This window comes from Mesorhizobium sp. M0698, assembly GCF_040320455.1.
Lineage (GTDB): Bacteria > Pseudomonadota > Alphaproteobacteria > Rhizobiales > Rhizobiaceae > Mesorhizobium.
Genome location: NZ_JAMYPQ010000003.1, coordinates 209174 through 232954 on the forward strand (window position 1 = coordinate 209174; position 23781 = coordinate 232954).

General features: G+C 62.5%; 29 protein-coding genes. 19 read left to right on the top strand and 10 right to left on the bottom strand.

What is annotated here, in order from left to right; translation table 11 throughout:
* Positions 1-12: 12 nt before the first annotated feature.
* Positions 13-672, bottom strand: coding sequence for a phosphoribosylanthranilate isomerase (locus NKI16_RS08700; protein WP_352568571.1), 660 nt, complete (start codon positions 670-672; stop codon positions 13-15).
* 165 nt (positions 673-837) lie between these two features.
* Here NKI16_RS08700 and NKI16_RS08705 point away from each other — a divergent pair, with 165 nt between their 5' ends.
* A complete protein-coding gene (locus NKI16_RS08705; protein ID WP_023677566.1) occupies positions 838-1056 on the top strand; it encodes a hypothetical protein in 219 nt (72 codons plus the stop codon).
* 31 nt (positions 1057-1087) lie between these two features.
* Here NKI16_RS08705 and NKI16_RS08710 read toward each other — a convergent pair whose 3' ends face one another.
* The 5 genes from NKI16_RS08710 to NKI16_RS08730 all read right to left on the bottom strand — a co-directional run bounded on the left by NKI16_RS08710 (position 1088) and on the right by NKI16_RS08730 (position 3625).
* The gene (locus NKI16_RS08710; protein ID WP_352568476.1) at positions 1088-1555 is read right to left on the bottom strand and encodes a hypothetical protein; all 468 of its coding nucleotides are present in this window, start codon (positions 1553-1555) and stop codon (positions 1088-1090) included.
* 3 nt (positions 1556-1558) lie between these two features.
* Entirely contained in the window at positions 1559-2317 is a 759-nt protein-coding gene (locus NKI16_RS08715; RefSeq protein WP_352451640.1) for a M48 family metallopeptidase, read from the bottom strand.
* A 97-nt stretch (positions 2318-2414) separates the two neighbouring features.
* Complete coding sequence (locus NKI16_RS08720) at positions 2415-2903, bottom strand: DUF2852 domain-containing protein (RefSeq protein ID WP_023677569.1); 489 nt, start codon at positions 2901-2903, stop codon at positions 2415-2417.
* Positions 2904-2916: 13 nt separating this feature from the next.
* A complete protein-coding gene (locus NKI16_RS08725) occupies positions 2917-3180 on the bottom strand; it encodes a hypothetical protein (RefSeq protein ID WP_352568475.1) in 264 nt (87 codons plus the stop codon).
* Entirely contained in the window at positions 3161-3625 is a 465-nt protein-coding gene (locus tag NKI16_RS08730) for an Lrp/AsnC ligand binding domain-containing protein (RefSeq protein WP_352568474.1), read from the bottom strand. The genes NKI16_RS08725 and NKI16_RS08730 overlap by 20 nt, the downstream gene beginning before the upstream one ends.
* Positions 3626-3795: 170 nt before the next feature.
* Between NKI16_RS08730 and NKI16_RS08735 the strand changes: the two genes are divergently transcribed.
* Positions 3796-4809, top strand: a complete 1014-nt coding sequence (locus NKI16_RS08735; RefSeq protein WP_352568473.1) for a 1-aminocyclopropane-1-carboxylate deaminase — start codon at positions 3796-3798, stop codon at positions 4807-4809.
* Between the two features lie 2 nt (positions 4810-4811).
* Here NKI16_RS08735 and NKI16_RS08740 read toward each other — a convergent pair whose 3' ends face one another.
* On the bottom strand, positions 4812-5579 hold the full coding sequence (locus NKI16_RS08740) for an alpha/beta hydrolase (protein WP_352568472.1): 768 nt from the start codon (positions 5577-5579) through the stop codon (positions 4812-4814).
* A gap of 215 nt (positions 5580-5794) precedes the next feature.
* Here NKI16_RS08740 and infC point away from each other — a divergent pair, with 215 nt between their 5' ends.
* From infC to NKI16_RS08785, 9 genes are all read left to right on the top strand, one after another.
* The gene (gene infC, locus NKI16_RS08745; protein ID WP_023677573.1) at positions 5795-6331 is read left to right on the top strand and encodes a translation initiation factor IF-3; all 537 of its coding nucleotides are present in this window, start codon (positions 5795-5797) and stop codon (positions 6329-6331) included.
* A 202-nt stretch (positions 6332-6533) separates the two neighbouring features.
* Entirely contained in the window at positions 6534-7175 is a 642-nt protein-coding gene (locus NKI16_RS08750; RefSeq protein WP_352620653.1) for a methyltransferase family protein, read from the top strand.
* Between the two features lie 191 nt (positions 7176-7366).
* The gene (rpmI, locus tag NKI16_RS08755; protein ID WP_006201248.1) at positions 7367-7570 is read left to right on the top strand and encodes a 50S ribosomal protein L35; all 204 of its coding nucleotides are present in this window, start codon (positions 7367-7369) and stop codon (positions 7568-7570) included.
* Between the two features lie 146 nt (positions 7571-7716).
* Complete coding sequence (gene rplT, locus NKI16_RS08760) at positions 7717-8118, top strand: 50S ribosomal protein L20 (protein WP_006201247.1); 402 nt, start codon at positions 7717-7719, stop codon at positions 8116-8118.
* A gap of 96 nt (positions 8119-8214) precedes the next feature.
* Entirely contained in the window at positions 8215-9300 is a 1086-nt protein-coding gene (pheS, locus tag NKI16_RS08765) for a phenylalanine--tRNA ligase subunit alpha (protein WP_352451635.1), read from the top strand.
* A gap of 106 nt (positions 9301-9406) precedes the next feature.
* Positions 9407-11815 carry a phenylalanine--tRNA ligase subunit beta gene (gene pheT / locus NKI16_RS08770; protein ID WP_352576304.1) on the top strand — a complete coding sequence of 803 codons (2409 nt, stop codon included), beginning with the start codon at positions 9407-9409 and terminating at the stop codon, positions 11813-11815.
* 10 nt (positions 11816-11825) lie between these two features.
* On the top strand, positions 11826-12419 hold the full coding sequence (locus tag NKI16_RS08775) for a prolyl hydroxylase family protein (RefSeq protein ID WP_352568469.1): 594 nt from the start codon (positions 11826-11828) through the stop codon (positions 12417-12419).
* Between the two features lie 28 nt (positions 12420-12447).
* On the top strand, positions 12448-12819 hold the full coding sequence (locus NKI16_RS08780; RefSeq protein WP_352568468.1) for a hypothetical protein: 372 nt from the start codon (positions 12448-12450) through the stop codon (positions 12817-12819).
* Positions 12820-12927: 108 nt separating this feature from the next.
* Positions 12928-13530 (top strand): nucleotidyltransferase family protein, encoded by a 603-nt coding sequence (locus NKI16_RS08785; RefSeq protein ID WP_352922541.1) that lies wholly within the window; start codon positions 12928-12930, stop codon positions 13528-13530.
* Between the two features lie 270 nt (positions 13531-13800).
* Here NKI16_RS08785 and NKI16_RS08790 read toward each other — a convergent pair whose 3' ends face one another.
* Entirely contained in the window at positions 13801-14796 is a 996-nt protein-coding gene (locus NKI16_RS08790) for an aldo/keto reductase (protein WP_352568464.1), read from the bottom strand.
* Positions 14797-14901: 105 nt separating this feature from the next.
* Between NKI16_RS08790 and NKI16_RS08795 the strand changes: the two genes are divergently transcribed.
* The 5 genes from NKI16_RS08795 (at position 14902) to NKI16_RS08815 (ending at position 19922) form a co-directional block, all read left to right on the top strand.
* Positions 14902-15792, top strand: a complete 891-nt coding sequence (locus NKI16_RS08795) for a LysR family transcriptional regulator (protein ID WP_352568462.1) — start codon at positions 14902-14904, stop codon at positions 15790-15792.
* Between the two features lie 60 nt (positions 15793-15852).
* Entirely contained in the window at positions 15853-16431 is a 579-nt protein-coding gene (locus NKI16_RS08800; RefSeq protein ID WP_352568460.1) for a cytochrome b, read from the top strand.
* Positions 16432-16499: 68 nt separating this feature from the next.
* A complete protein-coding gene (locus NKI16_RS08805; protein ID WP_352568458.1) occupies positions 16500-17075 on the top strand; it encodes a YceI family protein in 576 nt (191 codons plus the stop codon).
* Positions 17076-17221: 146 nt separating this feature from the next.
* On the top strand, positions 17222-18208 hold the full coding sequence (locus NKI16_RS08810) for a Gfo/Idh/MocA family protein (protein WP_352484691.1): 987 nt from the start codon (positions 17222-17224) through the stop codon (positions 18206-18208).
* Between the two features lie 55 nt (positions 18209-18263).
* The gene (locus NKI16_RS08815; protein WP_352568456.1) at positions 18264-19922 is read left to right on the top strand and encodes an FAD-binding dehydrogenase; all 1659 of its coding nucleotides are present in this window, start codon (positions 18264-18266) and stop codon (positions 19920-19922) included.
* 162 nt (positions 19923-20084) lie between these two features.
* Here NKI16_RS08815 and NKI16_RS08820 read toward each other — a convergent pair whose 3' ends face one another.
* Positions 20085-20831 carry a GntR family transcriptional regulator gene (locus NKI16_RS08820; protein WP_352568454.1) on the bottom strand — a complete coding sequence of 249 codons (747 nt, stop codon included), beginning with the start codon at positions 20829-20831 and terminating at the stop codon, positions 20085-20087.
* A gap of 99 nt (positions 20832-20930) precedes the next feature.
* Here NKI16_RS08820 and NKI16_RS08825 point away from each other — a divergent pair, with 99 nt between their 5' ends.
* The 3 genes from NKI16_RS08825 (at position 20931) to NKI16_RS08835 (ending at position 22790) form a co-directional block, all read left to right on the top strand.
* Positions 20931-21485, top strand: a complete 555-nt coding sequence (locus NKI16_RS08825) for an autotransporter (RefSeq protein ID WP_352568452.1) — start codon at positions 20931-20933, stop codon at positions 21483-21485.
* A 157-nt stretch (positions 21486-21642) separates the two neighbouring features.
* Positions 21643-22428 carry a DUF899 domain-containing protein gene (locus NKI16_RS08830; protein WP_023677589.1) on the top strand — a complete coding sequence of 262 codons (786 nt, stop codon included), beginning with the start codon at positions 21643-21645 and terminating at the stop codon, positions 22426-22428.
* 95 nt (positions 22429-22523) lie between these two features.
* On the top strand, positions 22524-22790 hold the full coding sequence (locus NKI16_RS08835; RefSeq protein ID WP_352464611.1) for a hypothetical protein: 267 nt from the start codon (positions 22524-22526) through the stop codon (positions 22788-22790).
* Between the two features lie 46 nt (positions 22791-22836).
* Here NKI16_RS08835 and NKI16_RS08840 read toward each other — a convergent pair whose 3' ends face one another.
* Complete coding sequence (locus NKI16_RS08840; RefSeq protein WP_352620659.1) at positions 22837-23775, bottom strand: alpha/beta hydrolase; 939 nt, start codon at positions 23773-23775, stop codon at positions 22837-22839.
* Positions 23776-23781 lie beyond the last annotated feature (6 nt).

Below are 23781 nucleotides of genomic sequence, written 5' to 3' on the forward strand. Positions count from 1 at the left end.
TTTGAAGCGCGGTCAGGCGGCGCGGTTGTCGCGTGCTGCCCCGACGGCCCGGAAAAACTGTTCGATCAGCGCCGGTTCCTTGATGCCCGGCGCGCTCTCCACGCCCGAGGAAACATCTATTCCGGGCGGGTTCGCCAGCCGAAGGGCGTCGCCGATATTGCCGGCATTGAGCCCACCGGAAAGCATGTAATCGACGCCGGCGTCAAGGCCGGCAAGAATGCGCCAGTCGAAGGCAAGGCCGTTGCCGCCCGGCAATTCCGAACCCTTAGGCGGCTTGGCATCGAACAGGAAGCGGTCGGCAATGCCGATGAAGGCTTTGACCCGCCCGAGATCGGCGGCCTCGCTGACCGGCAGCGCCTTCATCACCGGCAAGCCGTAGCGCGACTTCACCTCGGCCACCCGCTCGGGGGTTTCGGCGCCGTGAAGCTGCAGCATGTCGGGCTGCATTTTTTCGACGATCTCATCCAGAAACGCGTCGCCGGCGTCGACCGTCACCGCAACCGCCTTGGCCCTGCCGCGCGCCGCTTCGCGCAGGCGGCCAGCTTCCGCCGGCTCGACATAGCGCGGGCTTTTGGCAAAGAAAATGAAGCCGACATGGCTGGCGCCGCCGGCCAATGCCGCAGCCAGTGCCTTGTCGGTCTTCAACCCGCATATCTTGATGTCGAGCGCCATGGCGCGGGATTGGCACGAAACGGCCAAAGAGTCGAGAAGAAGCATCCTGTTTGCCGCCAGCGCGGAACGCGCTACCTTGCTAATGTAAGAGCGGAACGCGCTACCTTGCTAATATAAGAGCGCAACGCTTACTTGCTCAGGCACAAAGGCGGGAGAACAAAGATCATGCCGGAAAAGACCGTCGCGGAACTCAGGCAAAAGCTGGCGCAGGCCCATGAGGTCATCGCTCATTTGATGGACAAGGCAGCCTTCAATGGCGCCGAGGCGCACCGGGCGCTGGCTTATTTCAGCAACGATGGCTTCGAGAAGGATTTCCTGCCCTGGCCGCGCCACGCCGACGAGGGGCTGCGGCCGGAGGAGTTGAACGCGGCGAATGACGATTGAGCAATTAAGCCCTGATCAAAAGCGCACTCTGTCAATGGAGTGTTCCTCCTCTCAACGCGCGACTTAGGTTGTTCATGGCCTCCAACGGAAAGTCATGTTTGCGCCAGTTTTCCTTGTAACCTTCGAGGCCATGTGTGTTCAAAACCTCACGCGCGGCACTGAGAACTGCTTCTGCGAACTCTCGCAACCCGCATGTGGCTTCAAGTTTCACCTCGCCGAAGTCGTCTGGCTCGTCAGACCAGATTTCTGAAAATTCCAGTATCTGCACTCTGACAAAAGCGCCTTCCGGCACCAGTACGAAGCGATACTCACCGGGTTCATCACAGAAGCGTGCGACCGAATACCTGGTGCCTTTCAGCGCGTTCAGCGTAGCGCCAAGCAGCTCGTTGAGGGCATCGCCCAGATAAGACGCCGCCACGGTCGCCTGAAGGTCCCCAACCGTGACATCGCACATCGCCCAGCCCGCTCCAATCAGCCGGTATTCGATCCGCGCAGGCATCAATCACTCGAACGCGATCGCCTGCAGCGCGCCGCCATTGCGCTTGAGCCAATCCTTGCAGCGCTCGGTATCCGGGCAAAGCTGCTCGCATAGTTTCCAGAATTTCGGGCCGTGGTTCATCTCCTTGAGATGCGCCACCTCATGCGCGACGAGGTAGTTTATCACCGGCCGCGGCGCCATCATGATGCGCCAGGAAAACGACAGATTGCCGTCCGACGTGCACGATCCCCAGCGGCTCGACGTATCCTTGAAGCGGATCGCCTTGGCGCGCTTGCCGACCGCAGCACTGTGCTTGGTCACCAGCGCTTCGATCTCGCGCTTGGCTTCGCGCTTGAGGAAATCGGCGATGCGGCGCGGCAGATGCACGCGTTCGCCATGCACGATCATCAGCGGCCCGCGCTCGTCGCGCGACAGCGTGACGGTGCCGCGTTTCGACGGTTCATGGACGATGCGATGCGGCACGCCGCGCACCGGCACCTTGATGCCGGGCCGCACCTGCGGCCGGTTGGGTACCTTGGCCAGCCTTTGCTCCAGCCAGTCCTGATGGCGGTCGAGGAATTTTTCCACCTCGCCGCGGCGCAGCCCCGGCGGCACGGTGATGCGCAAACCGCGGCCGCCGGAATCGATGCGCAGCGTCAGGCGCCGCGCCCGGTCGTTCTCGACGATCTTGAGCGGCAGCGTGCGGCCGGCAACGCAATGCTCGCGCTCCACGACGGGCGTGGGCTTGGGTTTCGTCGGGGTGCGGAAGAAGCCGAAGGACATTCCGGGACGATACGTGATTCGAGGGAAACGACTAGAACAAAAAAGAAACGGCGCCGCTGACGCGACGCCGTTGGATTATCTATCTGGGCACGGGACCTTACTCGTCGAGCAGGCCTGGCGTGGAGTTGCCGCCGCGTTTGTTGTTCGTCGTCGAGCCGGTTGACCCGCCGGTCGTGGGCGATGTCGACTTGTTGCGGTTGGCCATGAAGCGGTCGAACTCTTCCTGGTCCTTGGCGCGGCGCAATTCGCGGGCATATTCATCGAACTCGCTCAGCATCTCGTCGAGCTTGCGGCGTTCCTCGGCAAGCCGCTCGAGTTCCTTTTCGCGCCAGTCGTCGAAAGCGACGTTGCCGGTGCGGGCGGAGCCATGGCCCCAGCGCGCGGCCTTGTCGGAGCCGCGGCGGCAGCCGGCGAAGATGCCGTCGGTCGCGCGGTTGACGTCGCGCTTGAAGCCCTCGAGCCGGTCGCCCCAGATGATGTAGGCGAGCATGGCGAAGCCGAGCGGCCAGAACACCATGAACCCGATCACCATCAACGCGATGGTCGCCGGCGTCCAGGCCGGACGGATCAATGCAGATGTGTTCATTTCTCCCAATCCTTCAGTTGGAGACAGCCAATTCCGGCTGCGTGGAATCGAAATGGGATGAAGAAAACGGCGATTCAAGACAGCAACCGCCAAAACCGGACAAGCGGCTGAAATGATTATCGCTTTTTGAGCATTTCGAGGAAAAGAGCAGCCAAGCCCCGTAAGGGGGCAATGCCGCCGACGGTTCGTAGTGAAAATCCAGCGCCGATCGCGTCTGCTGGCTTAGTGCAATGGTTTGACGCTTCGAAGCCGTCCGTTCAAAAATCCAGAGGCGCATTGTCGACGACCTCTTTCATCACGAAGAAGGTTCTCGTCTGGCGAACGCCAGGCAGTGCGATCAATTGATCCCCGTGGATTCGGTTGAAATCCGCCATGTCACCAACCCTGATCTTCAGAAAATAATCGAAGTCGCCTGCCACCAGATGGCAGTCGAGGATGAATTTCAGTTTGGCGACGGCCTTTTCGAATTCCGCGAAACTCTCCGGGGTCGAACGGTCGAGTACGACGCCAACCATCACCAACGCGCCTCTGTCGACCTTCTGCGGGGTCACCATCGCCCTGACATGGCTGATGTAGCCTTCATCGATCAGGCGTTGCGTCCGGCGGTGGCACGTCGCCGGGCTAACAGCGACCGACTGCGCCAGCTCCGCGTTGGTCAGTCGCCCATTGCCCTGGAGCAGGCGCAACATTTTCAGGTCGATCCGGTCGAGCGCTGCGCGCATGAAAGATTCTTCCGCTATTCGGATTAAGAATTAAATATATATGACATTTTAATGCCATGAAGCGATATTTTGGATATTCTGGGCTCGATCTTTGAGAGCACATTTCAAGTCAGAGCTGATAGTGTTCATCGCACCACACCGCAATGAATGGAACAAGCGAGGGCACTCTCATGCTCGAGAAATTCGAACGTTATCCGCTCACATTCGGGCCGACCCATATCGAGAAACTGGAGCGGCTTGGTGGTCATCTCGGCGGGAAGGTCGATCTCTATGCCAAGCGGGAGGATTGCAATTCCGGTCTTGCCTTCGGTGGCAATAAACTGCGCAAACTCGAATACATCGTCCCGGACGCGATCGCCTCAAACGCCGATACGCTGGTGTCGATCGGTGGCGTCCAATCCAACCATACGCGCATGGTGGCGGCCGTCGCGGCGAAGATCGGCATGAAGTGCCGCCTCGTGCAGGAAAGCTGGGTGCCCCACGAGGACGCCGTCTACGATCGCGTCGGCAATATCCTTTTGAGCCGGATCATGGGCGCTGATGTCCAGATGGTCGATGAGGGTTTCGACATCGGGATTAGGGAAAGCTGGGAACAGGCAATCGCGGATGTGAAGGCCACGGGTGGCAAACCCTATCCAATTCCGGCCGGGGCTTCGGTACACAAATATGGCGGCCTGGGCTATGTCGGCTTTGCCGAGGAGGTCCGCGCGCAGGAGAAGGAGCTCGGCTTTGCCTTCGACTACATCGTCGTTTGTACCGTCACCGGTTCGACTCACGCCGGCATGCTGGTCGGCTTCGCCAAGGACGGCCGCGAGCGCAAGGTGATCGGCATCGACGCATCCTGCACTCCGGCGCAGACCAAGGCGCAAGTGCTCAAGATCGCGCAGAGCACCGCGACGCTGGTCGAACTCGGCAAGGAGCTCGATGAGAACGATGTCGTCCTGATCGAAGATTATGCCTATCCGGTCTACGGCGTCCCCTCGCAGGAGACGAAGGAAGCAATCCGTCTCTGCGCGCGTCTTGAAGGCATGATCACGGATCCGGTCTATGAGGGAAAATCCATGCAGGGCATGATCGATCTCGTGAGCAAGGGTTATTTTCCCAAGGGATCGAAAGTGCTCTACGCCCACCTTGGCGGCGCTCCGGCCATCAACGGATATGCTTATACGTTCCGCAACGGCTGAATCTATCCCGCCTGCCGCACCATCGCGTCCACTGCCCGCACCAGCATGTCGAGATCCTGAGGCCGCGACAGGCGGTGGTCACCGTCGGGGATGAGCGACAGCGTGACGTCGTCGGCCGGCAGCAGGCTGACCAGCTTCAACGCATGGCTCGACGGCACGTCGGGATCGGCAAGGCCTTGCAGGATGTGGACCGGACAGTGCGTGTCGATCGGCCCGGTCATCACCCGGTTGTTGCGGCCGTCCTCGATCAGTGCGCGCGTGTAGATGTAAGGCTCGGCTGAATAGTCCGACGGCTCCTCGAAAAAGCCCTTTTTCCTGAGGTCGCGCTTCTGTGCCCCGGTCAGCACCGGCTCCACCAGTTCGAACGTGAAATCGGGCGCCGGCGCCAGCAGCACAAGGCCGGCGACGCTGTTCTCGCCCGCCTTGCGCAACTCCTGCACCATGCGCAGTGCGATCCAGGCGCCCATCGAGGAGCCGACCAGGATCTGCCTGCCCTGGGTGAAGCGGCGGAAAACCGCCAGGCTCTCGCCCAGCCATTTCGAGATGGTGCCGTCGGCAAAGGCGCCACCCGATTCGCCGTGGCCGGAATAATCGTGGCGCAGAAAGGCGCGACCTTCTTTGCGCGCCCATTCCGACAGTGTTTCGGCCTTGGTGCCCAGCATGTCCGATTTGTAGCCGCCGAGCCAGACGATGCCGGGCTCGGCACCTGTCGCATGCCTGACGGCGATGCTCGTCCCGTCGACGTCCAGAAAGATCGGGGTGGTGGTCATGGTGTATTCCCTCACGCCGGTCTTTTGACACAGCAAGGCATTCAACGAAAAGTGCTCCGCCACTTTCTTCGCTTGGTGCAGAGGAGCATTCCATCGAGCAGGTGATTTCCTGAGAATGCTGTGCTATTGACTCCGACCGCGCGCTCACCACATTGCGCGTTCGCAATTCTGAACTGAAGAACCCCTTAACGAAACGGCTCAAGGAGACCACGACCATTCGCAGACCTTTCAAAGCAGCGGCGCCCACCAAGGAAGGCCCGCGCTCCAACCGTGACATCCGGGTTCCCCGGGTCCAGCTAATCGACGCCGAAGGCCAGAACCGCGGCGATGTCTCCATCAACGATGCATTGCTGCTCGCCGAAGAGGCGGGGCTCGATCTGGTCGAGATATCGCCCAATGCAGTGCCGCCCGTCGTAAAAATCCTCGATCTCGGCAAGCTGAAATACGCCAACCAGAAGAAGGCGGCCGAGGCGCGCAAGAACCAGAAGGTCATCGAGATCAAGGAGATCAAGATGCGCCCGAACATCGACAGCCACGACTATGAGACCAAGATGAAGGCCGTCCGGCGCTTTTTCGAGGAAGGCGACAAGGTTAAGCTGACGCTGCGCTTCCGCGGTCGCGAGATGGCGCATATGGAACTCGGCATGCAGCTTCTGAACAAGGTTCGCGAGGAAGTGGCGCCCATCGCCAAGGTCGAAGCCGAACCGAAGCTCGAAGGCCGTCAGATGATGATGGTGCTGGCGCCCCGCTAAAGCGCGTTGCGCTTTAGTTCTGTTTTGTGCATGTCGTTGTCGCAAAACCGCTGCGCACTGTTGGGCGACGTGCATAAAATCCGCCTGAATCATGTTGCAAGGCGTCCCGGCGATCGGCGGGGCGCCTGTTTTCTTGGCCAGACGCTGCGATCGCCGGCGAGAGCAAAGACGCTCTAGTTCCCTCGACGATCGGATTCCCGACATGGTCAATGAAGTCAAGCATTCGGAAGCCAGATATGGACTGGGCAGCTATCAGCACACGCGCAGGATGGTACTTGCCGTTCTGATCGTGGTGATGTTTGCGGCGCTGCTGTTCGGCCAGTCGGTTTTCCCTCCCGATACGCCAGTGCATGAAACGATCGAAATGGTCGGCGTCGTGCTGATCTTTCTCGGCGTCGTCGGACGCTTGTGGTCGACGCTCTACATCGGTGGACGCAAATCCTCAGAAGTGGTGACCGGCGGACCCTATTCGATCACCCGCAACCCGCTCTATGTCTTCTCTACTTTAGCTGCCGCCGGTGTCGGCGCACAGATCGGCTCCATCACCGCCACGATCGGCTTTGGAGCGCTCTGCGCGGGTGCCTTTTACATCGTTATCCTGCGCGAGGAGAAATTCCTCAAGCAGGCTCTCGGCGCGCAATACCAGGCCTACCTGGCGAAAGTGCCGCGCTTCTTCCCGAAACTGTCGCTGTATCAGGAAGGCGACACCGGCAGCTTCAAGCCGCGCCTGCTGCGAACCACGCTGCTGGACGGGCTGGTCTTCCTCGTTGCCTTGCCGGCTTTCGAACTGATCGACGGCGCCCAGCAGTCCGGCATATTGCCGGTGCTGTTCCGTTTCCCCTGAGTACAGTGTTGCTGAATACAGTGTTGCTGAGCACGGGGTGTTGCGCGCCAGCCCGCTTTGACGTATAGGACCGCCGTTCCCAAAAAACCGCCCGGCAGGGCATGCCGTGGCGGTTTCATTTGCTTTTCGGGCTTTGGTCGGCCTGAAGCGAACAAAAAGCGCATTGGTGCGCATATAAACGGAGTAGCAAAATGCCCAAGATGAAGACCAAATCGGCCGCCAAGAAGCGGTTCAAGATCACAGGTACGGGTAAAGTTCTGTCGGCTGCGGCCGGCAAGCGTCACGGCATGATCAAGCGTTCCAACAAGTTCATTCGAAATGCCCGCGGCACGATGGTTCTGGCTGAACCGGATGGCAAGAAGGTCATCAAGAATTTTCTGCCGAACGGCCTCTAGGGCATGATGCCAAAAAGTTGCAGACTTTTTGGAAACATCATGCGCCAAAATAAGAGCATTCGGTCTGGGCACGCATTTGTTTTACGCAATTCCGAACGGAAAACCGCCAGGCACTTTCCTGGAATTGCTTTTAAGGAGATCATGACATGGCACGCGTAAAGAGAGGCGTCACCTCGCACGCCAAGCACAAGAAGGTCCTGAAAGCCGCCAAGGGTTTTTACGGCCGTCGCAAGAACACCATCCGCATCGCCAAGCAGGCGGTGGAAAAGTCGCTGCAGTACGCCTATCGCGACCGCAAGAACCGCAAGCGCTCGTTCCGCGCGCTGTGGATCCAGCGCATCAATGCGGCGACGCATGAGCATGGCCTGACCTATGGCCGTTTCATCGACGGTCTCAACAAGGCCGGGATCGAGATCGATCGCAAGATCCTGTCGGACATGGCCATCCACGAGCCGCAGGCCTTCGCCGCACTCGTGGCCAAGGCCAAGGTCGCGCTCGAATACCTGAAGAACACCACGCCGAATGCTTTTGAAAGCGCTGTCGCTTAAGACCAGCGCTTCCCAAGCTATTCGACACTTGATTTGGGAAACCCGCGCTGGCAGGGCTGGCGCGGGTTTTTCTTTGCTTCCAATCGGATCTGGAACATGAGTGACATGGAAACTCTCGAAAATTCCCTGATGGCCGAGATCGCCTCGGCCGCCGACGAGCAGGCGATCGAGGCGGTGCGTGTCTCTGCCCTTGGCAAGAAGGGCTCGGTTTCCGAGATGCTGAAGACGCTCGGCTCGATGAGCGCCGAGGAGCGACAGGTCAAAGGCCCGGCAATCAACGGCCTCAAGAACCGCGTCACCGAGGCACTTTCGGCGCGCCGCGCCGAGCTGAAAGATGTGGCGATCACGGCACGGCTTGCCGCCGAGAAGGTCGACGTCAGCTTGCCGGTCAGGCAATCGCCGGCCGAGCGCGGCCGCATCCATCCGATCAGCCAGGTTATCGACGAGATCGCGGCGATTTTCGGCGATCTCGGCTTTGCCATCGCCGAAGGTCCGGACATCGAGACCGACTATTACAATTTCACCTCGCTGAACTTCCCGGAAGGCCACCCGGCGCGCGAGATGCACGACACGTTCTTCTTCCAGCCGGACGAGCAGGGGGAGCGCAAGCTTTTGCGCACCCACACCTCGCCGGTGCAGATCCGCACCATGGAGATGCAGAAGCCGCCGATCCGCATCGTCATTCCCGGCAAGACCTACCGGCAGGATTCCGATGCCACCCACTCGCCGATGTTCCATCAGGTCGAGGGGCTGGTGATCGACAAATCGGCCAACGTCGCCAACATGAAATGGGTGCTGGAGGAGTTCTGCAAGGCCTTCTTCGAAGTGCCGAGCGTCAAGATGCGCTTCCGGCCGTCCTTCTTCCCGTTCACCGAGCCCAGCCTCGAGGTCGACATCCAGTGCGACCGTTCGCGGCCCGGCGAGGTGCGCTTCGGCGAGGGCTCGGACTGGATGGAGATCCTCGGCTGCGGCATGGTCCACCCCAATGTGCTCCGTTACGGCGGGCTCGATCCCGACGAATACCAGGGCTTCGCCTGGGGCATGGGCATCGACCGCATCGCCATGCTGAAATACGGCATGCCGGATCTGCGCGCCTTCTTCGACGCCGATGTGCGCTGGCTGTCGCATTACGGTTTTAGGCCGCTTGACATGCCGACGCTGTTCGGGGGCTTGAGCGCGTGACGACCGGGCCGCAGCAAATCCGCGGGCAGCTCGCCTTCCTGCACATGTGCGACGCGCGGCCGCATAGCTTCAAGTGCAGCGTGCCCAGACCAGACGGAACACAGTCATGAAACTCACCCTCTCCTGGCTCAAGGATCATCTCGACACCGACGCCTCGCTGGCGGAAATCGTCGAGCGTCTCACCTCGATCGGCCTCGAGGTCGAGCATGTCGACGACCGGGCGAGCCTGGCCCCCTTCGTCATCGCCAAGGTGCTGACGGCGGTCCAGCATCCCGACGCCGACCGGCTTCGCGTGCTGACCGTCGACACCGGCGACGGCAAGCCGCCGGTGCAGGTCGTGTGTGGAGCGCCGAACGCCCGCGCGGGCCTGATCGGCGCCTTTGCAGCACCGGGCACCTATATTCCCGGCATCGACGTGACGCTGACCGTCGGCAAGATCCGCGGCGTTGAAAGCCACGGCATGATGTGCTCCGAGCGCGAGCTCGAATTGTCCGAGGAGCATGACGGCATCATCGACCTTCCGGCCGATGCGCCGGTCGGTACCAGCTTCGCCGCCTATGCCCATCTCGACGACCCGCTGATCGAGATCAATCTGACGCCGAACCGGCCGGATGCGACCAGTGTCCATGGCATCGCCCGCGATCTGGCGGCGAGCGGGCTCGGCACGCTGAAGATCGCGCCGATAGAGCCGATCCCCGGCAAGGGCGAGACGCCGGTCAAGGTGACGATCGAAGCGCCGGAGCTCTGTCCCGGCTTTGCGCTGCGCCTGGTACGCGGCGTCAAGAACGGACCGTCGCCGAAATGGCTGCAGCAAAGGCTTCTCGCCATCGGCTTGAGGCCGATCAGCGCGCTCGTCGATATCACCAATTACGTCACCTTCGACCGCGGTCGGCCGCTGCATGTTTTTGACGCTGCGAAGGTCACCGGCAATCTCACCGTGCGCCGGGCGCATGACGGCGAAAAGGTGCTGGCGCTCGACGGCCGCGAATACACGCTGACGCCGGAGATGTGCGTCATCGCCGACCAGGACGGCATCGAATCGATTGCCGGCATCATGGGCGGCGAGCATTCCGGCTGCGACGAGAACACGTCAGACGTGCTGATCGAGTCGGCGCTTTGGGACCCGATCACCACCGCCCGCACCGGCCGCACACTCGGCATCATCACCGACGCGCGCTATCGGTTTGAGCGTGGCGTCGACCCGGAAATGATGGTTCCCGGCTTGGAGCTGGCAACGAAGCTGGTGCTCGATTTCTGCGGTGGTACGCCGGCCCAAACCCGAGTCGTCGGCTATGCCGGCCATCAGCCGAAGATCGTCTCGTTCCCATTGTCGGAAGTGAAGCGGCTGACCGGCATCGAAGTGCCGCGCTCGACAAGCCTCGACATTCTTGCCCGCCTCGGCTTCAGGCCGGAGGGCACGGGCGATGTCGTCAATGTGGCGGTCCCGTCCTGGCGGCCGGATGTCGACGGCAAGGCCGACCTGGTCGAGGAGGTCATGCGCATCCACGGCGTCGACAACATCGCGCCGCAGCCGCTCGGTTCGCACGATGCGGTCAACGCCAGGATCCTGACTGTGCTGCAGATCCGCACCCGCGCCGCCAAGCGGGCACTTGCCGTGCGCGGCATGATGGAGGCCGTCACCTGGTCGTTCATTCCGGCAAAACACGCCGAATTGTTCGGCGGCGGCCAGCAGGCGCTGAAGCTTGCCAACCCGATCGCCGCCGATATGTCGGACATGCGGCCGTCGCTGCTGCCGGGGCTGATTGCGGCAGCACAGCGCAATGCCGACAGGGGCATCGGCGATATCGCGCTTTTCGAAGTGTCGGGCACTTACGAGGGCGACGGCGCCGACCAGCAGCGGCGCGTTGCCGCCGGCGTGCGGCGCGGCACCGCCAAGCTCGAGGGCTCCGGCCGCCATTGGGCCGGCAACGCCGGCGCCGTCGGCGTCTTCGATGCCAAGGCCGATGCGATCGCAGCACTCGAAGCCTGCGGCGCGCCGGTCGAGCGGCTGCAGATCGAGGCTGGCGGCCCGGCCTGGTATCATCCCGGCCGCTCCGGCACGATCAAGCTTGGGCCGAAGGTAATCCTTGGCACGTTTGGCGAGTTCCACCCGAAGACACTGGAGGGGCTGGACGTCTCCGGCCCGCTCTGCGGCTTCGAAGTGTTCATCGATGCGGTGCCCGAGCCGAAGGCCAAGCCGACGCGGACGAAGCCGAGGCTTGATCTGTCCGCCTTCCAGGCGGTCAAGCGCGATTTCGCCTTCGTTGTCGACAAGGCGGTCGAAGCCGGCACACTCGTTCGCGCCGCCCTTGCCGCCGACCGAAAGCTGATTTCCGGCGTCTCGGTGTTCGATGTTTTCGAGGGTGCAGCGCTCGGCGCGGCGAAAAAATCGATCGCCATTGAAGTGTCGATCCAGCCGGTCGAAAAGACGCTGACCGACGACGATTTCGAGGCGCTGGCCAAGCGCATCGTCGAGAATGTCGGCAAGCAGACCGGCGGCGTGCTCAGAACCTAGAACGGATGCGATGATGGTTCACACCAGCAAACTCTCCATCACCTGGCTGGCAACTCACATCGGGACGATCGACGGCTTCTTGGATGACCAGGAATGCGCCGATCTGATCGCTGACAGTGAACGGCGCGGTTTCGAGGCGGCCAAGGTGAACAGCTCCGGCGGCGCCACCGTCCTGAAGGAGCTTCGCAATAACGACCGGGTTGTCTTCGATGACGAGGACCTTGCGGATTTGCTCTTCGCACGGGCGCGGCCTCTGCTCTATCGTGGTCTCGGCGACTGGCGCTTGACCGGGCTGAATGAGCGTTTCCGTTTCTATCGCTATGGGCCGGGCCAGAAGTTCGATTGGCACCATGACGGCTATTTCGAGCGCCACGCCTTGGAGCGCAGTCAGTTCACGTTCATGATTTATCTATCAGATGGATTTGAAGGGGGAGGAACCTCGTTTCGCGGCGAGATGCCGGGCTATGCCGGTAGCAGTCTTCTGGTGAAGCCGAAGAAAGGAATGGCACTGGCGTTCTACCATCCGATCGAGCATCGCGGCGACGAGGTGCTGTCGGGGCGCAAGTACGTCATCCGGACGGACGTGATGTACAAGCGCCAATGAAACGCTGTCCGTTCTGCCGCTGAGCTAAATGCACCTGACCCCGCTGGAAGTGTTTTTCGTCAAGGAGTTCTGCCGTTCCGCCGGCGTTTCTCCTGACATGATGCGTGCGCTGAAAGTCAAAGTACGCAGCCGCGATCCTGTAGGATTCATGACCAGAGTCACTCCCTCATCGGTTCCCCCGGAATTGCGCTTTGAGAGTCGAGTGTTCAGTTCGCTTCGGGTAGCGTGCGTTGGACCTGACCAGCTTCTTTGCGGCATGGTGCTGTTCTTCGATGAGATTGAAGGAAAGCTAGATGCGATCGAAGGCTTTGTGTATGGCGAAGAATGGCCGTCAATCGAGGAGCCAGTCTTCTGGTCCGAGACCGACCGAACAATGAGCCTTGGGCGGGAGGGAAACTAGCCTGCAGAAATGGGCGTCACGACGCCCTTTCCGATAATTGCACAACGCATGGCGCGCTGAGGACCTAGAGGGGTTGCCGGCAGGTGACGAATCGCCGTCCAAAGGGCGATGGACCATTTGCGCTATTCAGGGCTGCCCTTTGAGGAACAGCGTGCAGCCTTTCTCGATATCGTCTCGGCCGATCCGCTGATTGGCGAGACGCTGTCGCGAGTGCGGGCGCTTGACCTGCGGGACTGGCTGGTCGTGTCCGGCGCGCTTTACAACAGCGTCTGGAATCACCTGACCGGAAAGCCCTCGGGGTACGGCATCCGGGATGTCGACCTGTTCTATTTCGATGAGAGCGATCTGTCCTATGAAGCCGAGGACACGGTCATCCGCCGGGCGGCGAAGCAGTTCGAAGGACTGACGCTGCCGGTCGAAGTGCGCAACCAGGCGCGGGTGCATCTGTGGTTTGAGGCGCGCTTTGGCGGTTCCTATCCCAGACTGTCGTCGTCCGCCGAGGCGCTGTCCTATTTCGCTTCGAAAACCCATGCGGTCGGCGTTAGATTCGGCACCGATGGGCAACTCGCGCTCGTGGCGCCGTTCGGGCTCGACGACATCTTCTCGTTTCGCGTTACCCCGAACCGTGCACTGGATAATCGGAAGACGCACGAGATGAAGGGCGCGCGTGCCAGGGAGAACTGGCCGGAGATCAGTGTCGTGCCTTGGTAGGAAATGTCGGCGCGAGGCACCCCCCTCTGCCCTGCCGGGCATCTCCCCCTCAAGGGGGGAGATCGGATGTCGCCTCGGCTTTCGCCAATCACCGGCGCCGGAAGGGCGGGCAGGGCGCGGGAACTGCCAATCTCCCCCCTTGAGGGGGAGATGTCCGGCAGGACAGAGGGGGGTGCCTCGCGCCGAGGTCTCACAACGCTTTGCATCGCACCGTATTAGTCAAAAAGGGGTGCCGAAACGCCCCGTTTCGATTACGCCGTCGATTGCCGTTCACCCGTTAACCAGCGCCAGCAGCTCCTCGGTATAGCGCTTGCCGACCACCTTTTCCGGCGACAGGGCGTCGCCGATTGATGCCACCTCGGCCTGGCTCAGCACGATATCGGCTGCCGCCGTATTCTGCTCCAGATGGCGCATTTTTCGCGCACCGGGGATCGGGACAATGAAGTCGCCCTGATGCAGCACCCAGGCGAGCGCCAGCTGCGCCGGCGTCACGCCCTTCCCGGCGGCCATCTTTTCCAGCACGGCGACGACCGCCGCATTGGCCGCCATGGCGTCGGCCTGGAAGCGCGGCAACCCGCGGCGCCAGTCGTCGGCGCCGAGAACATCGGGCTTGGCGATCGTGCCGGTGAGCAGGCCGCGGCCGAGCGGGCTATACGGGACAAAGCCGATGCCGAGCTCGCGGCAGACGGCAAACACTTCCCCCTCCGGATCGCGGCTCCACAGTGAATACTCGCTCTGCACGGCGGCGATCGGGTGCACGGCATGCGCCCGGCGGATGGTCGCCGCACTCGCCTCCGACAGGCCGAGCGCCCGCACCTTGCCCTCGCGCACCAGCTCGGCCATGGCGCCGACCGTATCCTCGATCGGCACGTTGGGGTCGACGCGGTGCTGGTAATAGAGATCGATCACCTCCGTATCCAACCGCTTCAATGACGCTTCGGCCACGGCCTTGACATGCTCCGGGCGGCTATCGACACCGGCCATGCGCTCCATGCCGCTCCCTTCTTCGAGGATCTTGAAGCCGAATTTGGTTGCGATCGTCACCTTGTCGCGCACCGGCTTCAGCGCCTTGCCGACCAGGATCTCGTTCTCGTAAGGGCCATAGACCTCGGCCGTGTCGAAGAAATTGACCCCGATCTCGACGGCATGGCGCAGCGTGGCAATCGCCTCCGCCTCCGGCTGGCCACCATAGGCAAAGCTCATCCCCATGCAGCCGAGGCCGACCGGGTAGACGTCAAGTTTATTGCCAAGCTTGCGGGTTTGCATCACGTGTCTCCTTGTTGTGATGGTTGTGATGCCGCAGAGATAGCGTCTTGCGCCGAGTTCGATAATCGGCTCTCATTTGCACGGGCTGTTCCAAGAAATAGATCAATGAAGCGAACCCATCTTTCACAGCTCGCGGTACTGGCAATGGTCGCCCAATGCGGCAGTTTTCGCGGCGCCGCCAAGGAACTGGCAATCGCGCCATCGGCGGTCAGCCACGCGGTGTCCAGCCTCGAAGCGCGCCTCGGCGTGCGCCTTCTGGCGCGCAGCACGCGCAGCGTCGCTCCGACCGAGGAGGGCGCGCAACTGCTCGAGCGCCTCAGGCCGGCGCTGTCGGAAATCGACCTGGCGCTGGAATCGGCGATTGAGGCGCGCGACCGGCCGGCGGGCAATCTCAGGCTGACGGTGCCGCGAACCGCCGCCCATCTGGCGCTGACGCCAAGGCTCAGCGCCTTTGCTGCTGCCTATCCCGACATCGTGCTGGAGATCGTCATCGAGGACCGCTTCACCGATGTGGTCGAGGGCGGCTTCGATGCCGGTGTGCGACTGGGCGAGAGCCTGCAGCGCGACATGATCGCGGTGCGTATCGGACCAGACCTTCGCGGCGCGGTGGTCGGCGCGCCAGCCTATTTCGAGACCATGCCCAAGCCGCAGCATCCGCGCGATCTCGCCGCTCACCGCTGCATCCGCTTCCGCTTCTCCAGCGGCATTCTCTACCGCTGGGAATTCGAGCAAAACGGCGAGGAGATCGAGATACCGGTGCAAGGGCCGCTGATCCTCGACGAGGACCATCTGATTGCCAACGCCGCAGTCGACGGCGCCGGGCTCGCCTTCGTGTTCGAGGACTATGTCCGCGACGCGCTCGCCGCCGGCAAGCTCGTTCGCGTGCTGGAGGACTGGTGCCCGCGCTTCGACGGCTTCTTCGTCTATTACCCCAGCCGCCGCCAGATGCGGCCGGCGCTCAGGGCCTTTGTCGATTTTTTCAAGGTCGGCGAGTAAGCCAACCCTCCCCACAAGGGAGAGGTGGAAGAAAGCCGACCTGGCATTCGTTCACCGACCATGTCAGCACTGCCCAAAAACCAGACGGCCGGCTACGGCTGGACGGCGATCATCCTTCACTGGCTGATCGCGGCGCTCTTTATCGGCCAGTTCGTGCTCGGCTTCGTCATGGTGCGGCTGTCCAGCCAGCGCACCGCCTTCGAGCTGATCCAGCTGCATAAATCCTTCGGCTTCCTGCTGCTTGGACTGGTCATCCTGCGCATCGCCTGGCGCCTAGGCAGACCGGCCCCGCCGCTGCCGCGCTCGGTCGGGCCTTTCGAGCGCCGTGCGGCGCCGCTGGTCCATCTCGCGCTTTATGCGTTTCAGCTCGCTCTGCCGTTGTCCGGCTGGGCGCTGGTCTCGGTCTCGGTGCTGGAGATCCCGAGCGTGCCGTTCAATCTGTTCGTCATGCCCAATCTGCCGCTCGGTGAATCGGACACGGCAGAAAGCTTCTGGGCAGCGACGCACTGGTATCTCGCCTATGCCGGCATCGGACTTGTCGCTTTGCATCTCGCCGCAGCGCTGCGCCATCATTTCTGGCTGAGGGATACCGTGCTGACGCGCATGATCACGGCTTCGTCACATCACGACAGGGAATAGAGCGGACGGCTCATTCGTTGATGGGGCGAGGACGCAAGAAAGCGTTGCCTGCCAAGAGGACCATTTCCATGTACGCGCGCATCTTCGGATTTGCGGCCGCCGCCGCTTGTTTTGCCATGCCTGTTTTCGCCGCCGTTGCCCTCGGCGACGCGGCCGGCAGCTACATCATCCGCCCGGGGAGTTCCAGCATCCACTTCTCCATCGGCAAGCTCGGCGGCGGCGGGCTCGACGGCGCCTTCGCCCGCTTCAAGGGCAGTATCCTGATCGACAACAGCGATGTCGGCCGGTCCCAGGTCAATTTCACCATCTTCCCCGAAAGCGTCGGTACCGGCCAAAGCCGCATCGATGCCTTTCTTCGCTCGGACGCGGTGTTCGACGCGGCCGACAATCCGGAGATCCAGTTCCGTTCGACCAGCGTCAAACGGACCGGCGACACGTCAGCCCTGGTTACCGGCAGGCTGACGGCGCGCGGCAAGACCTTTCAGGAAAAATTCACCGCCGATCTCGGCGGCCTCAAGGCGGGCACGATAAAATTCCACGTCACCGGCAAGGTGCTGCGGTCGCGCTACGGCATGGATGTCGGCACGCCGATTTATTCCAACGTCGTCGACTTCGACATGACGCTGACCGGCAAGCGGGGATAGTCTTTGCAGGACCGGGGTTCCGCAAGGGCAGCGCCGGCATCCGGACAAGCCGCAGATGATCGCCCTGTTCGCCGCCATGCTCCCGCATTGGCTTTTCCGCCGATTTCAGGCAAACCTCCAGGCCTGCAATCGAGAGGAGAAATCTGATGTTCCGATGGGGTGTTTTGTCGACGGCCAAGATCGGCCGCGAGCAGCTTTTGCCGGCAATCGTCGAGGCGGAGAACGGCGTGCTGTCCGCGATTGCCAGCCGCGATCTGTCGAAAGCGCGGGCGCTGGGCGAACGCTTCGGTGCGCGCCACGCGTTCGGCTCCTATGAGGAGCTGCTCGCCTCCAGCGACATCGACGGCGTCTACATTCCGCTGCCGACCTCGCAGCATGTCGAATGGACGGCCAAGGCGATCGAGGCCGGCAAGCATGTTCTGGTCGAAAAACCGCTGGCGCTCGATGCCAAGGACATTCCGCCGCTGATCAAGCTGCGCGATGCCAGGAAGGTGCTGGTCTGCGAAGCCTTCATGGTCGTCTACCATCCGCAATGGATCAAGGTGCGCGAGCTGATCGCCAACGGCGCCATCGGCCGGCTGCGCCATGTCCAGGGCGCGTTCTCCTATTACAATGTCGACCCCAACAACATGCGCAACAAGCTCGATCTCGGCGGCGGCGCGCTGCCCGACATCGGTGTCTACCCGACAGTGTCGACACGCTTTTCGACCGGCAAGGAGCCGCTGCGCGTCCAGGCGACGATCGAGCGCGACAAGACGTTCGGCACCGACATCTATTCCTCGATCCGCGCCGATTTCGGCGACTTCGAGCTGTCGTTTTACCTGTCGACGCAGATGGCGGCACGCCAGGTGATGGTCTTCCACGGCGAGAAGGGCTTCATCGAGGTGTTCTCACCGTTCAACGCCGGGCTCTACGACCATCACCGCGTCGAGCTGCACAACCAGAACCACAGCGAGGCGCAGGTGTTCCGCTTTCCCGGCACGCAGCAATACCGGCTGGAAGTCGAGGCCTTCGCGCGGGCTGCGCAGGGCGGCAAGGACCGCGTCTTCACTCTGGAAGAATCGGTGCTCAACCAGAAGGTCATCGATGCCATCTTCCGCGCCGGCGAGAAGGAAGGCTGGGAAACAGTCTAGGCCGGCCATGATCCCACAACGGGACCGGTTTTTGGACGAGATCATGGCCAAATAGATGTCCGACGATGCGGATGTGATCATTGTCGGCGCCGGCCTTGCCGGCCTTGTCGCGGCGGCCGAACTGTCTGCGGCCGGCAAGAAGGCCATCATTGTCGAGCAGGAGCCGGAGCAGTCGCTTGGCGGCCAGGCATTCTGGTCGCTCGGCGGCATCTTCCTCGTCGATTCGCCCGAACAACGGCGCATGCGCATCCGCGATTCGTATGAGCTGGCGCTCGAGGACTGGCTGGGCACCGCAGCCTTCGACCGCACGGAAGATCTCTGGCCGCGCCGCTGGGCCGAGGCCTATCTCGGCTTCGCCGCCGGCGAGAAGCGCTCCTGGCTCATGCAGCGCGGCTTGAAATTCTTTCCGGTGGTCGGCTGGGCCGAGCGCGGCGGCGGCAATGCCGTCGGCCACGGCAATTCGGTGCCGCGCTTCCACATCACCTGGGGCACCGGCCCTGGCGTGCTCGAGCCGTTCGTGCAGCGCGTGCGCGAGGCCGAGAAACGCGGGCTGATCCGCTTCAAATTCCGTCACCGGGTCAACGAATTGACGCGGACGGGCGGCGTCGTCGACGGCGTGCGCGGCGACCTATTGGCGGCGAGCGATGCCGAGCGCGGCCGCAAGAGCTCGCGCGAGATCACCGGCGATTTCGAGCTGAAGGCGCAGGCCGTCATCGTCGCCTCCGGCGGCATCGGTGCCAATCACCAGCTGGTCCGGGAGAATTGGCCGAAGCGGATGGGCGCGCCGCCGAAACGCATGATCACTGGCGTTCCCGATCATGTCGACGGCCGCATGCTGGCGATCGCCGAAGCCGCCGGCGGCCGGCTGATCAACCGCGACCGCATGTGGCACTATGTCGAGGGCGTCAGGAACTGGGCACCGATCTGGACCGATCATGCGATCCGCATCCTGCCCGGCCCGTCATCGCTGTGGCTCGATGCGCGCGGCAAGCGCCTGCCGGTCCCGCTCTATCCCGGCTTCGACACGTTGGCCACGCTCAGCCACATCATGAGCACCGGCTTCGATCATTCCTGGTTCATCCTGACCAAAAAGATCATCCAGAAGGAGTTCGCGCTGTCGGGCTCCGAGCAGAACCCCGATCTGACGGGGAAGAGCTGGCGCCAGGTGCTCGGCCGCGCCACCAGCGGCGTGCCCGCGCCGGTCAAGGCGTTCATGGAGAAGGGCGAGGATTTCATCGTCGAGCCTGATTTGCCGGCGCTGGTCGCCCGCATGAACGCAGTGGCCGGCGGCGAGCCGCTGCTCGAACTGGCGCAGGTTGAGCGCGAAATCCGCGCCCGCGACCGGCAGCTCGACAATCCGTTCTCCAAGGACATGCAGATTACTGCGTTGCGCGGCGCGCGAGCCTATCTCGGCGACCGGCTGATCCGCACCGCAAGACCGCACAAGCTGCTCGATCCCGCCAATGGCCCGCTGATTGCCGTCAGGCTCAGCATCCTGACCCGCAAGACGCTCGGTGGGCTGGAGACTGACCTCGACAGCCGCGTGCTGGGCGCCGGCGGCCAACCAGTCGAGGGGCTGTACGCAGCGGGCGAGGCCGCCGGTTTCGGCGGCGGCGGCATGCACGGCTATGCAGCGCTCGAAGGCACGTTTCTTGGCGGCTGCATCTTTTCCGGCCGCAGTGCCGGACGGGCGGCCGCGCGGATTGTGGCATAAAACAAGGCCGGGGACAGCCGTTGCGCCAAGGTGGCGATTGCACCGAATGGCCAACTTCCCTTAGAGCATTTTGCAGCCAAATGGAATCATTTGGCGTCCGCATAAATGCGGCAAGACAGATGGTTAGAGCGGGTTGCCGGTTCCAGGAGAACCGGAACCGCTCTAGGCGAAGGGCTGCAAATTGACGTCTTGAAGCTTGGAACCGGCAAGCAAAGCCTCGAGCACCTGCTTCTTGAGAGACAGGCACTGCGAACGGGCAAGTTTGACGATGGCGGAAACCTCGCCTGCCTCGCAGGCAAGGACCAGCTCCTTTTGCTGGCCGATGATCAACTGGGTGAAGTCGCGGGACTTGAAGCCGAGGTGGAGAACCCGCGCCGACTGGTCGAGTATCTGGTCCAGGAGATGCGCCAGTCGTAAATTTCCCGAGAGCTCCGCAAGGGCCAGACGAAAGGCACGGTCGGCCGCAAGGAATGCGACGTGACTGCGCAACGTCTCCGGCTTCAGCACTTTTTGCGCTGCCAGCCTGACATCCTCGAGCCCGCGCTCGGTCATGTTCGATGCCGCCACCCTGAACACTTCCGGCTCGATCAAGCTGCGGACATCGAAGATCTCGTTGACATCCCGCAGGCTGAGCGTTGCAACGACGTAGCCGCGGCGCGGCTCGCTCCTGACCAGTCCTTCCTGCATCAGGCGGGCCAAGGCCGCGCGGATGGTCGCCTTTTTGATCTGGTATCGATCACCGATCTGTTTCTCCGTCAGCGCTTCGCCGGGGCGCAACACGCAGGCAATGATGTCGTTCCTCAGCTGCTCATATGCCTGTTCCCTGCGAAGGACGTCGGCGGCTGACAGTGCTGTCGCCTCGACCGTGGCCGGCCTCGCCGGTTCGGCGGTCAACTTCGTCGTTTTCATATTCTGTCCGTCTGGCTGTCCCGTTGACGCTGGCATCAGCATTCGCTAGCGTGAGCATCTCAGATTGATAATCTGAGCATCTCAGGGAGGATAACTGATATGCCTTTACCCGCCAACTCGCCCCTCTACGCCGTTGCCGATGATATCGTCAATGCAGCGAAAGGGCCAGATCCCCTCGAAGCGGTAAGGACGGTCCTGGGCGACTACACCAACCGCTTTCACGCATCGGGAACACTCGCTCACGAAGAAGACGACGACGAGGTGCTTCTGCATGCGAGTCCGAACCTGACGATCTATCACATCACTCTGTCGCCCGGCCTGCAGTACCCGCCTCACAACCACCTGATGGATGCCTTGATCGGCATCTACAAGGGCAGCGAGACGAACTTCATCTATCCCGTTGCCGGCAGCGAACTCGATGTTCCCGAAAGGCAGGACATCGCAGCGCCTGCCGTGGTGCACATGGCGTCAAATACCGTTCATGCGGTTGCGAATACGAGCGGTGCGCGATCGGGTGCGCTGCATGTCTACCTCGGCGATCTTACCCGAACCCACCGGCAGCTGTGGAGTCCGGATAGCAACCAGGCCGAGCCGTTTGACAATGACCGCTATCTGGCCGGCGCTCGGCCCATTCAGCAGTCCGGGCACGAATGAGCGCAGGGGCGTCGCCGGCGGCGAAATTGGCCGTGATCAGCGGACCCGTCGGAATCGCGTCACACTTGTCACTCTCGCCAATCCGCTATCGCCCCTATCCTGGCTCACGACCCAACCCGTCGCGCCTGCGGCGACAAACCAGCAAGGGAGATGCACAATGACGGCACATCAGAATGGCACAGGCGAGCAGACGACGCGGCTCGCGATGAAGACACCACCGGTCGTTTCGCCTGACGCGTGGGAGGCCGCGCGCCAGCAGTTGCTCGTGAAGGAGAAGACCGTGACCCGGGCTCGCGACGCACTGGCCGCCGAGCGCCGGCGGATGCCGTGGATGGCGGTGGAGAAGACCTATACGTTCGAAGGGCCTGACGGAAAGGTGAGCCTGCTCGACCTGTTCGAGGGCCGCCGTCAACTGATCGTCTACCGCGCTTTCTTCGAGCCCGGCGTATTCGGCTGGCCCGACCACGCTTGCCGCGGCTGCTCGCTGGGGGCGGACCAGGTCGGCAATCTTGCCCATCTGAACGCCCGCGACACCACGCTTGCCTACGCCTCGCGCGCACCGCAGGCCGACATTGCGCGGCTGAAGGCGCGGATGGACTGGAAGATGCCCTGGTACACCATCACCGACAGCTTCGATGCCGACTTCGGCGTTGACGAATGGCACGGCCATAACGTGTTCATCCGCGATGGCGATCGCGTGTTCCGTACCTACTTCATCAACAACCGCGGCGACGAGGCGATGGGGACCGTATGGAGCTATCTCGACCTGTCGCCGCTCGGCCGCCAGGAGGTTTGGGAGGATTCGCCCGAGGGCTATCCGCAGACGCCGACGTACAAGTGGTGGAACTGGCACGACAATTACGGCGCCGAAGCCGTTCCCGACAAAAAGTGGGTCGAGGTGTCGGACGCCGGAGAGGCCGCGTTCCGGAACCGCACCGAATAGAACGTCTTTGGCGTCGCGGAAATGCGGCTAGGGCAAATGGATGGAGCGGGATGCACGGTTCGACCGCATCCCGCTCGCTATGTAGGACTACGGACATGAGCGAGATTCATGCAGGCGGATCCACCGGCGATGCGACCCCGGCCGGCCATAGTGCAGCCGATTGGCTGTCCTTTGCGGCCGCGCCGACCTTCGCAACCATGGCGCTGCTGACGCTTCTCGGCGGCGCGCCGGACATGATGTGCTCGACCGGGCAAGAGGCGTCACCGCTGGGCGGCATGGTCCCGATGTACCTGCTGATGAGCGGCTTTCATTTAGGACCTTGGCTGAAGCAGGTTTCCGGCCGGCGACGCCGCCGCAAATAGAGCTGTACCGGCCGACAAAGGCCCGTTCTGGTCGGGAAGACATCCCTCACCATATCCACTCGCCCCTTCCCAAAACCGCTACCGCATCGACAATCCGGGTAAAGCTCGAGCGGGCGCGGCCGGCCGTGTGCCTGGCGCGCAAATAGCCATGCACCAACCCCGGCTCCTCGAGCCACCAGGCGCGCCCGCCCGCGGCAACGATGCGGTCGCGATAGGCTTCGCCGTCCGACGACAGCGGGTCGCATTCGGCGGTGATCACGACGGTGGGCGGCAGATTGGCGAACTCGGCGTCGGCGAGCGGCCACAGAGTGAGATCGCCGGTGCGATCCTCGCCACCGGTCCTGATGTCCCTGTAGAAAACGAGGTCGCGCGCGGTAAGCATCGGCGCTTCCGCGTGGGTGACGTAGGAACCGGCGGAGCTGTCGCCGCCAAGGCCGGGATAGACCAGAATCTGGCCGATCGGCTTGCGCGCATGGCCGCGCGTTGCGTGACTGACAGCGGCGGCGAGATTGCCGCCGGCACTGTCGCCGCAGAGCAGGACAGGACGCTCGTAAGTCGCCGCCGCCCATTCGAAGGCGCTGATGGCATCGTCGAAGGCGGCCGGATGAAGGTGTTCCGGTGCCAGCCGGTAGTCGACCGAAACCACTTCGTAGCCAGTGCGGCTGCAAAGCTCGGCGCAGAGGTCGTCATGGCTGTCGAGCCCGCCGAGGATAAAACCGCCGCCATGGAAATAAAGCACCATCGCCGCCGCTTCCGGCGCCGGGGCGCGGTAGACGCGGATCGGAATGTGCCAAGGTGTGGCAATGGCGGTGGTTTCCGCCGTGACGCCTTGGGGATAGCCGGCAAAGAACTCGCGGCACATCCGGTTATAGATCTGGCGCTGCTCGGCGACGGTGTAGTCGATCGTATCGGGCGGATAATAGGAGTTAGTCCGCTCGATGAAGGCCCAGGTCTCGGCGTCGATGAGGGTTTTGTAGTCGGTCATGGGCGC